This window comes from Pseudoalteromonas phenolica (assembly GCF_044788725.1).
GTDB classification, from domain to species: Bacteria; Pseudomonadota; Gammaproteobacteria; order Enterobacterales; family Alteromonadaceae; genus Pseudoalteromonas; species Pseudoalteromonas phenolica_C.
Genome location: NZ_CP173161.1, coordinates 2318938 through 2333274, shown reverse-complemented (window position 1 = coordinate 2333274; position 14337 = coordinate 2318938). Strand labels below are relative to the sequence as shown.

The 14337-nt window shown below is 41.1% G+C and carries 13 protein-coding genes; 7 read left to right on the top strand and 6 right to left on the bottom strand.

Features of this window, described 5'->3' with window-relative positions:
- Nucleotides 1-2 precede the first annotated feature (2 nt).
- From trpCF to ACH784_RS10620, 4 genes are read right to left on the bottom strand one after another with little or no spacing between them, the layout of a single operon-like run.
- Complete coding sequence (gene trpCF, locus ACH784_RS10635; RefSeq protein WP_404390023.1) at nt 3-1370, bottom strand: bifunctional indole-3-glycerol-phosphate synthase TrpC/phosphoribosylanthranilate isomerase TrpF; 1368 nt, start codon at nt 1368-1370, stop codon at nt 3-5.
- Nucleotides 1363-2367 (bottom strand): anthranilate phosphoribosyltransferase, encoded by a 1005-nt coding sequence (gene trpD, locus ACH784_RS10630; RefSeq protein WP_404390021.1) that lies wholly within the window; start codon nt 2365-2367, stop codon nt 1363-1365. The genes trpCF and trpD overlap by 8 nt, the downstream gene beginning before the upstream one ends.
- An 8-nt stretch (nt 2368-2375) precedes the next feature.
- Nucleotides 2376-2966, bottom strand: coding sequence for an aminodeoxychorismate/anthranilate synthase component II (locus ACH784_RS10625; protein WP_404390019.1), 591 nt, complete (start codon nt 2964-2966; stop codon nt 2376-2378).
- Nucleotides 2966-4537 (bottom strand): anthranilate synthase component 1, encoded by a 1572-nt coding sequence (locus ACH784_RS10620; protein ID WP_404390018.1) that lies wholly within the window; start codon nt 4535-4537, stop codon nt 2966-2968. Before ACH784_RS10620 ends, ACH784_RS10625 begins: the two co-directional genes overlap by 1 nt.
- A gap of 441 nt (nt 4538-4978) precedes the next feature.
- Between ACH784_RS10620 and ACH784_RS10615 the strand changes: the two genes are divergently transcribed.
- Genes ACH784_RS10615 through rluB form a run of 5 tightly spaced genes read left to right on the top strand, consistent with a single transcriptional unit; the run spans nt 4979 to nt 8754 of the window.
- On the top strand, nt 4979-5830 hold the full coding sequence (locus ACH784_RS10615; RefSeq protein ID WP_404390016.1) for a PHP domain-containing protein: 852 nt from the start codon (nt 4979-4981) through the stop codon (nt 5828-5830).
- Nucleotides 5830-6450 carry an L-threonylcarbamoyladenylate synthase gene (locus ACH784_RS10610; RefSeq protein WP_058030020.1) on the top strand — a complete coding sequence of 207 codons (621 nt, stop codon included), beginning with the start codon at nt 5830-5832 and terminating at the stop codon, nt 6448-6450. Before ACH784_RS10615 ends, ACH784_RS10610 begins: the two co-directional genes overlap by 1 nt.
- 19 nt (nt 6451-6469) lie before the next feature.
- Nucleotides 6470-7258: a segregation and condensation protein A gene (locus ACH784_RS10605; RefSeq protein WP_404390013.1), complete on the top strand. Its 789-nt coding sequence runs from the start codon at nt 6470-6472 to the stop codon at nt 7256-7258.
- 48 nt (nt 7259-7306) lie between these two features.
- Nucleotides 7307-7894, top strand: a complete 588-nt coding sequence (scpB, locus tag ACH784_RS10600) for an SMC-Scp complex subunit ScpB (RefSeq protein WP_404390011.1) — start codon at nt 7307-7309, stop codon at nt 7892-7894.
- Nucleotides 7894-8754 (top strand): 23S rRNA pseudouridine(2605) synthase RluB, encoded by an 861-nt coding sequence (gene rluB, locus ACH784_RS10595; RefSeq protein WP_404390009.1) that lies wholly within the window; start codon nt 7894-7896, stop codon nt 8752-8754. Before scpB ends, rluB begins: the two co-directional genes overlap by 1 nt.
- Nucleotides 8755-8837: 83 nt before the next feature.
- On the opposite strand, the gene ACH784_RS10590 is transcribed toward rluB, so the two are convergent.
- Nucleotides 8838-9575, bottom strand: coding sequence for a YciK family oxidoreductase (locus ACH784_RS10590; RefSeq protein WP_404390007.1), 738 nt, complete (start codon nt 9573-9575; stop codon nt 8838-8840).
- Between the two features lie 196 nt (nt 9576-9771).
- Between ACH784_RS10590 and ACH784_RS10585 the strand changes: the two genes are divergently transcribed.
- Both ACH784_RS10585 and sohB read left to right on the top strand, forming a co-directional pair.
- Nucleotides 9772-12195 (top strand): VolA/Pla-1 family phospholipase, encoded by a 2424-nt coding sequence (locus ACH784_RS10585; RefSeq protein ID WP_404390005.1) that lies wholly within the window; start codon nt 9772-9774, stop codon nt 12193-12195.
- Between the two features lie 142 nt (nt 12196-12337).
- Nucleotides 12338-13342 carry a protease SohB gene (gene sohB, locus ACH784_RS10580; protein ID WP_404390003.1) on the top strand — a complete coding sequence of 335 codons (1005 nt, stop codon included), beginning with the start codon at nt 12338-12340 and terminating at the stop codon, nt 13340-13342.
- Between the two features lie 34 nt (nt 13343-13376).
- On the opposite strand, the gene ACH784_RS10575 is transcribed toward sohB, so the two are convergent.
- On the bottom strand, nt 13377-14264 hold the full coding sequence (locus ACH784_RS10575) for a helix-turn-helix domain-containing protein (protein ID WP_404390001.1): 888 nt from the start codon (nt 14262-14264) through the stop codon (nt 13377-13379).
- Nucleotides 14265-14337: the final 73 nt, after the last annotated feature.

The window sequence follows — 14337 nt, the reverse complement described above, 5'->3', positions numbered from 1 at the left end:
CCTCAATAACCTCTTATGTTTTTAAAAGCATCTGCAATTTTTTGCGAACACTTTTTACCAGGGCTAAGTTCCACCCCTGAATTCAAATCTAGTCCTTGTGCGCCTGTATAAGCGGCATCAAGTACATTTTCTGCGTTTAAACCGCCAGCTAACATAAAGCTGTTTGCGCTCTTTTCAGCCAGTAATGACCAATCAAAAACTTCACCTGTACCACCAAACCCTGCAGAGGTTTTAGTATCGTACAAATGTTTATCTACGCCTGAGATTGGTTCAGGTAGTACATCAGTCACACCTTGTGCTTTCCATATTTGGCAAGCTACAGGTAACTTTGCGCGCAGCGCTTCAATATAAGTTTTATCTTCATTGCCGTGTAACTGCACGGCTGCAAGTTTTAATGTTTGCGCAATTTCACTGACTTGTTCTAAATCTTCGTTTACGAATACACCAACATACTTTAAAGGTGCGCTATCAATAACAGCTTTAGCACAGTCAATGTCAACGTAGCGGGGCGATTTAGGGGCGAAGATAAGGCCGCCGTAAATTGCCCCTGCGTTAAAAGCCGCTTGGGCGTCCTGAGAACGCGTTAAACCACAAACTTTATTTTCACCCAGAATAAGACGACGGCAAGCAACTTCTAAGTCTTGCTCAGCCATAATAGAGCTGCCCACTAAGAAACCATTACAAAGTGGTGCTAGCCGCTTCACATCTTGATGGGTGTAAATACCTGATTCAGAGATCACAACTTTGCCATCAGGAATTAGCTTTCTGAGCTTCTCGGTTGTCGCTAAATCTGTGCTCAAATCACGTAAGTTGCGGTTATTAATACCGATAATTTCAGCATTAAGATCAAGTGCGCGGTGTACTTCTTCTTCGTTACTGACTTCGGTTAAAATTGACATATTCAGTGACTTTGCCACATCGGCAAGGTGTGTATATTGTGCATCATCAAGAACAGACAACATAAGCAAAATGGCGTTACCACCATGTAAGCGCGCGAGATAAACCTGATATTCGTCGATAAAGAAATCTTTACAAATAAGCGGTTGGTCAACTTTTTTGCTGACATACGTCAGGTAATCAAAACTACCCTGAAAATATTTTTCATCGGTTAACACACTAATACATGTGGCATATTTGCCATATACGCCAGTGATTTCATCAAGATTAAAGTTATCTCTAATCAGGCCCTTTGATGGCGATGCCTTCTTACACTCTAAAATAAATTGCGTGCCTTTTGCTGCAAGTGCCGCTTGAAAATTTCTGTCACTTGGCACCACGTCGTTTATAAAAGAGTCCAGTGGCTTTTGTTGCTTTCTTAAAGCGACTTCTTGTTGCTTATCTGCAACGATTTTTTCTAATACGTTAGCCATTGCTTACCTCGACGATTTCTTTCAGTTTGTCTGCTGCTTTACCTGATTTTAAAACTGCTAATACTTGCTGCGTGGCGGCTTTAAAATCAGCGGCCAAATTATGCATCACCAATAATGCAGCGACGTTTACTGCAATGGCGGCATTGTGTGCATCAGGTGCTGTGCCATTTAAAATCTCAATACTGGCTTTGGCATTGTATTCTGGCGTATCCCCAGCGATTTGGTCTAATGAATAATGTTCAACACCAAAATCGGCTACGGTTAAAGTGTATTCTTTAATGTCACCATCAACCAACTCAGCCACATGGGTTGTGCCATGTAGGGCAATTTCATCTGTGCCTTCACCGTGCACTATCATTGCTCGCTCAGTACCGAGTGTCTTTAAAGTCTCAGCCATCGGACGGCATAAACTTTTATCATACACACCCAGTAACTGTACTTGTGGGGCTGCTGGGTTAGTCAGTGGACCTAAAATATTAAAAATCGTGCGGGTTTTTAAAGTGGTACGCACTGGCATCGCGTGTTTAACACCTAAGTGGTAAAGCGGCGCGAATAAGAAGGTGAAGCCGGTTTCTTTTAAACATACACTGGCTTGCTCAGGCGTCATTTCGATATTAATGCCCAGAGTTCTCAGTAAATCCGCAGAGCCTGATTTACTCGATACACTGCGATTGCCGTGTTTCACTAAATTTATACCACATGCCGCAGCCACAATTGCCGCTGTGGTACTAACGTTAATGGTATTTGAACCATCGCCACCTGTGCCGCAGCTATCTGCACAAACAAGGTTATGAGCGTTGAACTTTGTGGCATGATCGCGCATGGCTTTTGCTGCGCCAGCAATCTCTTGTGCCGTTTCTTTTTTAATTTTTAATGCAATCAGTGCGGCGGTGAGTTCAATTTCAGACACTTCACCCTGCATGACTAGATCGAAGAAGCTATTTGCTTGCTCAAATGTTAAGTCTTGTTGTTCAAGTAATAGATTTAAACTGTCCATGTTGGCTCCTATTGTGTTAGGTAGTCGATACTTTGTTTTAATAACTGAGCACCGTCTGGGGTAAGAATAGACTCAGGATGAAATTGATAGCCGATCACCTTATCTTCAGGATGATAAATAGCCATCGGAATAGTGTCGTATTTGGCAATCACTTTTAAGCTTTCAGGAACATGAGTCGCCATAAGAGAGTGGTAACGCGCAACCGGGAAGCGTTTGCCAATACCTGCAAATACAGGGTGGTCGTCAGCTTCAATAATTGAAGACTTACCATGAACTGTTTCACCTGCATGACCAACAGTTCCGCCATAGCTTTGTGTTAAAGCTTGTTGGCCTAAACAAATTCCCAGCATAGGGAATTGGCCTTTAGCAAGTTCAATTAGCTCTAATAAGCAGCCTGCTTGAGCTGGGTTACCTGGGCCTGGCGATAACACTAAAATTACCGGTACAGTTTCTTGCTGCATCTTGGCGAAGATTTTTTCAGCGGAGATATTGTTACGGTAAACCACTAAATCTAGGCCTAGTAGCGTCAGTTCATCAACAAGGTTGTAGCTGAATGAATCAAAGTTATCTAAAAAATATACTTTTGTGTTATTAGACATTAGCAGGCTCCTTGATACGTAGATTGCACGGCTTTTATGACGGCTTGTGCTTTGGCACGTGTTTCATCTGCTTCTGATTGTGGATCTGAGTCATACACTACGCCGGCACCTGCTTGCACGTATGCGGTACCATTTTTTACAAATGCAGAGCGAATAACAATGCAAGAGTCCATAGCGCCATCGCCCGTTAAGTAGCCAACAGCACCACCATAGCTGCCGCGTCTTTGCTTTTCAGTATGTCTGACTAACTCTGCGGCTTTTACTTTAGGTGCGCCAACCAATGTGCCCATGTTCATACAAGCTTGATAGGCATGCAGAGCGTCTAAGTCTGGTTTTAATTGACCCACAACCCGTGATACTAAATGCATGACCTGAGAATAGCGGTCTACTTTTAGCAGCTCTTTTGCGTGACGTGTGCCTGCAACACTAATTCGCGCTACGTCATTACGTGCTAAATCAACCAGCATTAGGTGTTCTGCTCGCTCTTTTTGATCGTTGCGAAGCTCAAGTTCAATGCGGCTGTCTAAGTCAGGGTTAATGGTGCCATCTGCAAACTTACCGCGAGGGCGGGTGCCTGCAATAGGATAGACTTCAACTTGATTACTGTTGACGCAATATTTCAAAGCCGATTCTGGTGAGGCACCAAACAACACAAAAGACTCATCTCGCATATAAAACATATACGGACTTGGGTTTTGTTTTTTTAGTTGCTGGTAAGCTGCTAATGGCTGAGCACAAGGTAAAGAGAAAGTACGAGAAGGCACAACTTGGAAAATATCACCATCGATGATGTTTTGCTTTAAAGCTTTGACTTGCTGACAGTAAGTTTCATCGTCAATGTTTACTGTTACTTCAGACTGGCCTTCATTTGGCGCTGCTAAATAAGGCGTTAAATTATCACAACGCGTATTCAGCTCTTCTAGCTGTTTACCAACTTCAAAACAGTTTGCATGAACTTCTGGGCCGTTGAAAACATTACCAATTAACTCAGTTGTTTGGGCTTGATGATCGATTAATACGAGGGTTTCTGCTAAATAAAACACATAGTCCGGACAGTCATTATCACCATCTGGGACGTCAGGCAGTGTTTCAAAGTTGGCTACCATGTCGTAAGCAAATACACCGCCCAAAAATAGTGCAAAAGGGGTATCTGAGTTACGTTTGATTTTATTTATACAAGTACGTAAGGCACTGAATGCATTATCTGCTTTAAGCTTACTGTATTCATCGAGCTCAGCTTCAAACGGTGCGTATTCAAGTGTTAATACATCGCCTTCTACAACCGCTGTACAGTTTTCAACTTGTTCAGCCAAGTAACTTAACACTTGCTGACCGTTGTTAGACAATGCTTTGGCAATCACGGTTTTGCCCCTGCACTCAATGCGAAGTGCGGCATCGACTAAAATGATGCTTTTAACATTATCTTTAGAGTCAATTTCTGCTGACTCAAGTAATAATGAATTTGTTTTATCGAGTGCCGCATATAATGACAATGGGCTGCTAATGTAATCGCGCCGTTGTCTTATACTCGTCACTTCCCCTGGTGTTGTCGTAATATGACTAAAAATCAAAACCTCATTCCCCATAATAAAAAACCCCCGCCAGTGTTAACTTGCGGGGGTTGTGTAACAGATACAACAATGCCGTCCCGCTAGTTCAGGCGCCACCACCAAGAATGTGTGTTGATATTGTTGTTAATCATGTTTGTATTCCAAAAAATTTAGATATAAAAAAACCCGCATTTGTGTGCGGGTTTTGAATTCGTATAGATACGACAAAGCGCCCGCAATGTTACGAGTGCCACCACCAGATTTTGTTTTTAGTTAATGTTTTCATATCAGGTATATGTCGAATCAATTTATGCACACAGTAAACCTTATCGGAACGAGCGAGTCAAGCTAAAAAGTTGCAAAAACATTAAAAATATAAAGTATACAAAATTTAATGGGGCGTATTAGTGATATAATCCGACACGTTGACACGAACAAAGATAATAATGAAGAGAAATAAACTTGATAAAATATGATTTACACAGTCATAGCACCTTTTCTGATGGTCGTTTAAGCGTAGGCGCATTACTTGAGCGAGCAACAGAAAAGGGCGTTGATGTTTTAGCCCTCACCGATCACGATACCGTTGCGGGTATTGAACCTGCAAAGCAATTTATTGCTGACCGAGATTTAAATTTAGAGTTAGTGGCAGGGGTTGAGATTTCGACAAAATGGGAAAGTTTTGAAATCCATATTGTCGGCCTATCTATAGATACTGAAAATACACATCTACTTAATTTATTGACTGAGCAGCAAAACAAACGTGAAGCTCGTGCTCAAGAGATTGGTCGACGCTTAGCGAAAAAAGGTTATGAAGATATATATGAGCAGGCCAAAGCACTGGCTAAAGATGCTGAAATCACCCGAGCACACTTTGCACAAGCGTTAGTCGAACGCGGTGTAGCTAAAAACATTCAAGGTGTGTTTAAAAAGTTTTTAGCCAGAGGCAAAACGGGTTATGTACCAAGCAATTGGTGTGATATGACAACTGCCATTACAGCAATTCAGGCAGCTGGTGGCGTTTCTGTGTTGGCGCATCCTGGTCGATATCAAATGTCTAATAAGTGGCTACGTAAATTACTTAACGAATTTAAACTTGCAGGTGGACAGGCAATGGAAGTCGCTTTACCGCAGCAAGCACCGAGCGAAAGGCAGTTTTTAGGGCAATTAAGTCAAGAGTTTGATCTACTCGCGAGTCAAGGTTCAGATTTTCATTATCCTATGCCTTGGTCAGATCTTGGAAAAAACCTATACTTACCAAAAGATTGCCAAGCTGTTTGGCAGTTTTGGCAAGACGCACAGGAGTGTAACTAATGAGCCAATTTTTTCATATTCACCCAGAAAATCCGCAGGCACGCTTAATTAAACAAGCGGTCGAAATTATTCACAAGGGTGGGGTGATAGTCTACCCGACCGATTCAGGCTATGCACTTGGCTGCAGTATTGGTAACAAGCAGGCGAAAGAGCGAATTGAACGTATTCGCGGTATTGAAAAACATCATAATTTTACACTTGTCTGCCGAGATTTATCAGAGCTGGCAACGTATGCCCGTGTTGATAATCAAATTTTTCGCTTAATAAAAAACAATACGCCTGGGCCTTACACCTTTATTTTTAAAGGCACAAAAGAAGTGCCTAAGCGTTTATTAAACGAAAAGAAAAAAACCATTGGTATGCGTGTAACCGATAACCCAATTGCCGCAGCGTTACTTGAAGAGCTCAATGAGCCACTGATGTCATGTTCCTTGATTTTACCTGGTGAGCAATTTACCGAATCAGACCCTGATGATATTCGTATGAGCCTAGAAAAACAGGTCGATCTTATTATTCATGGTGGTTATTTAATTGAACAAGCGACTACTGTGATTGACTTCTCTGATGATGATATTGTCATTCTTCGCGAAGGGTGCGGTGACGTTACGCCGTTTCAATAGCTATTAAAGTTGTCATTAAATGAGTAACTCTGCGCCACTGGCCTTTCTTCATGGCGAAGCCGTTTTAGAAAAGCCAGAAGACTTATACATACCACCCGATGCCCTTAAAGTGATATTAGAAAGCTTTGAGGGCCCGCTCGATCTGCTTTTATATCTCATTAAGCGCCATAAACTCGATATCCTGCAACTGCCGATCCATAGCATTACTAAACAATATGTAAGCTATGTCGAGCTGATGAAAGACTTACAGCTTGAATTGGCAGGAGAATACTTAGTGATGGCAGCTTTATTGGCGCAAATTAAATCGCGCATGCTGTTACCGACCCATGAAGAGCTTGAAGAAGAGGCTGATCCGCGTGCTGAATTAGTCAAGCGTTTACAAGAATATGAACAGTTTAAAACCGCGGCAGAAACATTAAAAGAGCAGCCTCATGTCGGAAAAGACTTCTTCATAGCTAATGCAGAGTATATTGATACTGAACTTGATGAAGAAAAGTTACCTGATTTAAGTTTAAAAGAGTTAGTGCTTGCATTTGGTCAAGTGATGGCTCGGGTAAAAACGCTTGCCCACCATCAAATATCAAGTGAAGTTTTGTCTACCCGCGAACGTATGTCGCGAATTCTAAGGCACCTTTCAGAACACAGTGGCCCGTGTGCTTTCGTCACTTTGTTTGATTTTGCTGAAGGACGCCAAGGCGTGGTGGTGACATTTATAGCAATGCTTGAACTGATCAAAGAGCAATTAGTCACTTTTACCCAAATTACCCCGCAATCAGAGATTTATTTATCTTTAAAACTACAAGAGTAACCGAACCTCTGTCATAATATTGCCTTGTGTTTGCAATTGTAGATTAATATGGCTTTTAAGCGTCTTAGTGATGAACAACTCGTTGAGCTAGTCGAAGCAGCGATTTTTGTTTCTGAGAAGCCATTAAGTAAGCGTCGTCTACAAGAAACCGTTCTGCAAGATTTCAATATTTCTGCTAAAAGATTAACCCAAACCATAGACTCACTGGTTGAGCACTATTCAACAAGAGGTGTTCAGTTGGTTGAAGTGGCCTCTGGTTATCGCTTTCAAGCAGGGCCTTCTTTGGCTGAGCCATTAAGTAAATTATGGCCTGAAAAAGCGGTGAAATACTCTCGAGCGACCATAGAAACCCTTGCCTTGATAGCCTATCGTCAACCTATTACCCGAGGTGAGATAGAGCAGGTAAGAGGGGTTGCTGTGAGCAGCAATATAATGAAAAGTTTATTAGAGCGTGAATGGATAACGGTTGTTGGGCAAAAAGATGTACCTGGTAAACCTGCGCTATATGCAACCACCAAACAATTTTTAGATTATTTTTCTTTATCTGGTTTAGAGCAGCTGCCTAATTTACCTGAGCAGCAAGATGTAAAATTAGAGCAGATATTGAGTGATCCTTCTGTGAGAGAACCATCCTAATGAGTGAAAAGTTACAAAAAGTATTGGCCCGTGCTGGTGTGGGTTCACGCCGTGAAATGGAAAAATACATTGACTCTAATCGTGTCAGCGTTAACGGTAAAGTGGCACGTTTAGGTGATCGTGTTGAAGAAAATGCGGTAATCCGTGTTGACGGTCATGTTGTTAAAATTGAGCAACAAGAAGAGCGCGTTTGTCGTGTTTTAATGTACCACAAGCCTGAAGGCGAATTATGTACGCGTAAAGATCCTGAAGGTCGCCGAACAGTTTTCGATAGACTACCTCGTTTAGAAGGTGATCGTTGGATTGCGATTGGCCGTTTAGATATCAATACTTCAGGTTTATTGCTATTTACCAACGATGGTGAGTTAGCGAACCGTTTAATGCACCCTAAATATGAAGTAGAGCGCGAGTACTCTGCTCGTGTATTCGGTGAAGTAACAAATCAAACACTGCGTACGCTGACTAAAGGCGTTGAATTAGAAGATGGTCCTGCTAAATTCTTAAAAATTAAGCCAATGGGTGGTGAGGGCATTAACAAATGGTTTAATGTGACACTGACTGAAGGGCGTAATCGTGAAGTACGTCGTTTGTGGCAATCTCAAGAAGTAGAAGTATCTCGGCTAATTCGTATTCGTTACGGTAAATTAGAGCTTAACAAGCGTCTACCACAAGGCGGATGGGAAGAGCTAAAATTAGAAGACGTGAACTACTTGCGTAAGTCTGTGAAAATGCGCCCTGAAACTGAAACTAAGCTGTCGGTAATGCCAGAAAAGCGTAAAGACAAGCGTGCTAAGATTAATCAGATCAGAAAGGCTGTTAAAAAGCACAATCAACGTGCGCAAAAGCCAAAAAGAAAGTAACTTTAAGAAAGTAACTTTCTAAATCAATATAGACTAAAAGGCACTCGATTGAGTGCCTTTTTTAATGATGTCTGACTGATAAGTTACTGTGCGTTAATTGATTCACCGTTAACGTCTTTAGAATCATCAGCCATTAGGTATAAATACGTTGGCATCAAGTCTTCTGCAGTTTTCAATTTTTCTCTGTCTTCGCCCGGGAAAGCAGAAGCGCGCATACTAGTACGTGTGGCGCCTGGGTTAATGCAGTTGATACGAATATTTGTTTTGTCGACTTCTTTTGACCATGTTTGCATCATGCCCTCGGTTGCAAATTTTGAAATTGCATAGGCACCCCAAAACTCACGACCTTCACGACCTACACCCGAAGAGGTGAAAATTACAGAAGCGCTTGGTGCTTTGCGAAGTAGTGGGAACATATATTTTGTGATCATGGCTTGAGCAGTCACGTTTACTTTCATGATATTTTCAAACGTAGATACACAGAAATGCTCAAGTGGTCCGAGTGAGCCCAAAATTGATGCATTATTTAAAAGGCCATCAAGTTTGCCAAATTGTTGTTCAATGGTTGCTGCAAGGTCACGGTAATTTTGTTTTGTCGCACCGCGCATATCCATAGGTACGATAGCGGGTTGCGGATAGCCTGCATTGACGATTTCATCGTACACACATTCAAGCTTTTTTGTTGTTTTACCAAGTAGGATTACAGTTGCACCATGTTTCGCATATGTTAATGCCGCAACACGGCCAATTCCGTCGCCAGCACCTGTGATTAAAATGGTTTTATTTGCTAGTGCATTCTCTGCTGCTTGATAATTATGCATTGTAGATCTCTATTTGAACGTTTTGCGCATTTTATCACAGCATTAGGGTAAGTTATCTAAATTATTGTAAAATTGGGTGGCGAAACTTTACATATTGAGTTAAGTTTAACTGGTCTAATGTCTCATTAAAAATAGAATTACATTATATTAACGCGTTAATTGCATAAGAATAATAAAATTTGTCGGAGCCCATTCAATGAAAAAAATGCTTCTCTCACTCGCAATTTCTACGGCTTTGGTCGGCTGTGGCGGCGGTGAAACACTTCAAGATGTAAAACAACAAACGACCCCTGAATTACCATCAGCATCAGTGAAATTTGACCCATCTAATGGTGTGATTTCAATTCCAAATAATTTACTTTTAAGCGGTACTAAAGACGGTACTTTAAACTTGCCAGGTGAATTTGACGCTGCTGGTCAACCATTACCAGCAGCAGCCTACGCTAGCCCGAGCTTAGCTATGGGTGGTTTAGACGGTTGGTCAACTAATATGCCATACGTTATTGATTTGGATGTGCCTAGCGAAGTGAGTATTAATGCCGACTCGGTAGCAACACCAGATGCAGTCCGTATTTTTCAGGTTGAAATGGGTGGCAGTCTTACCGATGACGAATGTAAAGAAGTTAACCCTGCATTTGCTTGTAAATATGTGGGGGAGTTGACGTTTGGTGTTGACTTTATAGCTAAGCTAACAGATTCAGGTAAAGGCATTATGGTTGTGCCATTGAAACCACTCAAGCCTGGCGCATCATACATCACGGCACTAACAAAAAGTATTGTTATGGCTGATGGTCGACCGCTACAACCATCATCGACTTATGGTTTAGTTAAAGCCGAAGCGCCTTTAGTCACTGATTCACAGAGAAGCCTTCAGGCTGTTGTGAACAAGTATGAAGATGTTATCTCAGGCCAAGTTGCAAAAGAAGATGTGATTTATACCGCAGCAATGACGATTCAGTCAGTGGGTGCGGTAATGAATAATATCAAACTTGGTTTGGTACAATCTATTGATACGCCATTGCAGCCAAAAGTTGAAGTGAACACTCAGCAGCCAATGATTACTGTTGCTGATGTTTTAGCGTCGGTAATTTCTGATACCGAAACACTCGCACGTTTCAAAGCAGTTCAGTATATGCGAGGAAGTATTAAGCTTCCTATGTACTCCAAGAAACCGGAAGGAACAGCTATAGAAGACTTGGCGGGTACGTACTGGAAAGCACGTTGTGATAATGCTGCAATTATCGCAAGTCTATCAAAAGCACAATTATCAGCTTTAACACCAGGTCCAAATGACGCTTACTGTAAAGGTTTTTCAGGTGATGCTTTACGTGATTTTGGTTTAGATACAAGTCGTTTCTTAACTAAATTTAATAGTATCCCTACTATTGAATGGTTCGCTACTGTTCCAGTTCAGATTACACGCCCTATTGCTGAATTAATTGGTAAACCAATGCCTGAAACTGGATGGCCAGTAGTTATCCTTCAACATGGTATTACAGCAAATAAAGAAAGCCTTTTAGGTTTGACGTTAGCATTAAGTAATGCTGGTTTCGCAACGGTTGCGATTGATCATCCAATGCACGGTGAGCGTGGTCTTGATATTGACTTAGATGGTAAAGATGACTTCAATGCTACAAGCGGGCAAGGTTCAGTACTGTCTTACATGAATTTGACGTCTCTATTGGTTGCTCGTGATAACCTTAGACAGTCTTCAGCTGACCTATTAGCACTTAGACTTGGCTTGAACTTCATTGACCCAACACTGGGTATTAACCCTACAGATGTAAGCTTCTTTGGTCACTCTTTAGGTTCTATTGTAGCGCCTAATTTTATCGCAAATACAAATAAGCCATTTAGCGCTACAGAAAGGTTGAAATTATTTGAAAATAATTCAGAAAAAATTTCTCGAGTCGAAGGTGCATTCAAAATCAATACCGTTGGTCTAGCTAGTGGTGGTGCAGGTATTGCTAACTTCTTAACTGAATCGGGTTCATTTGGGTCATTTGTCAAAGGCTCAGTGTTAGCTGCAGCGGGTAATTTATCTTCTAAAGCGTTTTTGGAATTTGTAGCAAGTGATGCAACGGCAGCTTGCCCAGTAGAGACTAAGATCCCTTGTTCTTACTCGCTATATGAAAAGCAATTAGTCGAAGCGGGCAATACGGCGGCACTGGCTGGTATTCAATCTATCATTAGTCAGTTTGTTACCGTTGCGCAAACCACATTAGACAGTGCAGATCCTGTAAACTATGCGGCGGCTGTTCAAGCACTTGGTACACCTACTTATTTAAGTGTGGTGACAGGGGGTATTGATGGCAACTTACCGGATGCCGTTATTCCGCCAACAACTGCATTGCCGTTGTCTGGTACTATGCCTATGGCGCAACTATTCGGTATGACGCCTGTCACTGAAACACAGCAAGGAGAGCCAAAGAACTATGTGGTTAAGTTCTCTCAAGGTCATCACTCTTCAATTGCCACAACTACATTTGAAGAAAATGTGGGCGGTACAGCGCAAGGTCATGCGATGGCAACAGTTGAAATGCAAAAGCAATTGGCAACTTTCTTAGCGACTAAAGGTATGATGCTGCCAATTACTAACCCAGCAGTTATTGCTAATTAATCTCAAGTACGAGAAGATGAAAAAGCCGCGTTAAGCGGCTTTTTTTATATTTATAAAATGATTTTTATACCAATCCTCTTAATCAAATGATTGAGGATCATTGAGAATTGGTATGAATTATAAGAACAACGAGGAGAATAGATTGACGTTCTTATTTGAATACGGTTTATTTTTAGCTAAAGCAGTCACCATAGTGTTATCAATTGGGATTATCATCATTTTGGTTGTGGGCGCGAGCCAAAAGCCTAAATCAGGTACGGGTGAAGTCGAGCTTCAAGACTTATCTAAAAAGTTAAAGCGCAATAAACAAGATTTTATTGAACAAACTCTAGATAAAAAGGCGCTTAAAGCTTACAAAAAAGCGCAGAAAAAAGATCAAGAGGATAAAGTTGAAGCAAAGGCATTTGTGATTAATTTTGACGGTAGTTCAGATGCCCATGAAGTGAATAACTTACGAGAAGAAATCACAGCAATTTTGCAAATTGCTGATAAAAGTAAAGATAGCGTCATTGTGAACATCGACAGTGGCGGTGGTGTTGTACACGGCTATGGGTTAGGTGCTTCTCAATTGAAACGTATCACACACGCTGAGCTTCCCCTCACTGTGTGTGTTGATAAAATTGCCGCTAGTGGCGGTTATATGATGGCATGTGTTGCAAATAAAATTGTCGCTGCTCCATTTTCAATCATTGGCTCAATTGGCGTCATTGCGCAAATTCCTAACTTTAATAAGCTTCTTAAAAAGAATGATATTGATTTTGAGATGATCACTTCAGGCGAATTTAAACGCACTTTAACGCTATTTGGTGAAAATACCGATAAGGGCCGAGAAAAGTTTCAACAAGATGTTGAATCAACACATGGCTTGTTTAAAGAGTTTGTGCAAACTAACAGAGCTGATATTGATCTTGAAAAAGTGGCCACAGGTGAATATTGGTTTGCCTCTGAGGCACAAAAATTAGGTTTAGTAGATGAACTGAATACCAGTGATGACCATATTTTATCTTTACTAGATAGCCATCAAATTTACACGGTAAAATATACCAGCAAAAAATCTCTACCAGAAAAGCTAGGACTTGGCGTGAGTCAAGCAGTAGCAAGTGCGACAAATATGCTTTGGACTAAATTGCAAGACGCTAAGTGGTAGTTATAAACCGTCTTACTGATTGGCGAAATATAATTTAGTTCTTTTGAAATGCCTTTGGAGAAACACCAAAGGCATTTTTGAATGTGCGGCTAAATTGACTGGTATGATTAAAACCTAAATCAAAGCCGATTTGGGTAATGCTGTTGCCTTTTTTGAGCAGCTCTTTGGCTTTCGAGAGTCTCCTTGTTTGCAGCCATTGCTGCGGGGTCATGTTTAAGCAAGACTTAAAGTAGTTAAAAAATTTACTACGACTCATACAAGCAACTTTACATAAAGTATCAATATCTAAAGGCTCACTTAAATTATGTTCAATGTATTGAATCACTTTGGTAATGGGGTCTTGATGGTGTTGTGAGTTGGCGCATTTTAAAATGAGCTCGCGAGTTTGTTGGGTGAGTAATCGAGTCACCAATTCATTTAGCGCAAGATCAATCAAAAACCCACGCTGATCTTCATTTTCGGTAAATAAATGTACCATGCGATCGAGTAACGCTTGGGTTTGCCAATTATGCTCAACATGGACGAGTTCATTTTGATAATTCACTTCGATACTGGTTTGATTTTGCATATTGAGCTTTTGGGCAATATCAGCCAGTTTATCAGAGTTAATTTCAATGGCTAAGCAGGTTGTGGGTGAAGGCCTTGATGCGTCAGGAAAATCAATATGGACGGTTTGCTCTGGCGCCAGCACAAAACTCTCATTAGGCAAAAAATCATGATGATAATCACACGTTTCAACATGCATCACTTTTTTGCCCTGAAGCATACCGCAAAACAACACATTATTTGACGACAAAGGCACGTTAAATGCGCGCTCGTAAGTGTCGTAAATACTCAATTGGGCATGATCTGAGTTAAAGCTAACCTTATTTTCAACCAGTTTATCAATTTGCTGATGTCTAGCTTGTAAGTCAAATCGCATATTTATTCCCTGTTAAGTTCAAGACTGAGTGTTAAGCAAAAAATACCCAGAGTTAATTTTTTAAGCCTCCTTT

Coding starts and splice junctions, on each gene's coding strand:
- ACH784_RS10610 (WP_058030020.1), top strand. CDS start 5,830: ATGAGCCAATTTTTTCATATTCACCCAGAAAATCCGCAGGCACGCTTA.
- trpCF (WP_404390023.1), bottom strand. CDS start 1,370: ATGGCTAACGTATTAGAAAAAATCGTTGCAGATAAGCAACAAGAAGTC.
- rluB (WP_404390009.1), top strand. CDS start 7,894: ATGAGTGAAAAGTTACAAAAAGTATTGGCCCGTGCTGGTGTGGGTTCA.
- scpB (WP_404390011.1), top strand. CDS start 7,307: ATGGCTTTTAAGCGTCTTAGTGATGAACAACTCGTTGAGCTAGTCGAA.
- ACH784_RS10585 (WP_404390005.1), top strand. CDS start 9,772: ATGAAAAAAATGCTTCTCTCACTCGCAATTTCTACGGCTTTGGTCGGC.
- ACH784_RS10605 (WP_404390013.1), top strand. CDS start 6,470: ATGAGTAACTCTGCGCCACTGGCCTTTCTTCATGGCGAAGCCGTTTTA.
- ACH784_RS10590 (WP_404390007.1), bottom strand. CDS start 9,575: ATGCATAATTATCAAGCAGCAGAGAATGCACTAGCAAATAAAACCATT.
- trpD (WP_404390021.1), bottom strand. CDS start 2,367: ATGGACAGTTTAAATCTATTACTTGAACAACAAGACTTAACATTTGAG.
- ACH784_RS10625 (WP_404390019.1), bottom strand. CDS start 2,966: ATGTCTAATAACACAAAAGTATATTTTTTAGATAACTTTGATTCATTC.
- ACH784_RS10575 (WP_404390001.1), bottom strand. CDS start 14,264: ATGCGATTTGACTTACAAGCTAGACATCAGCAAATTGATAAACTGGTT.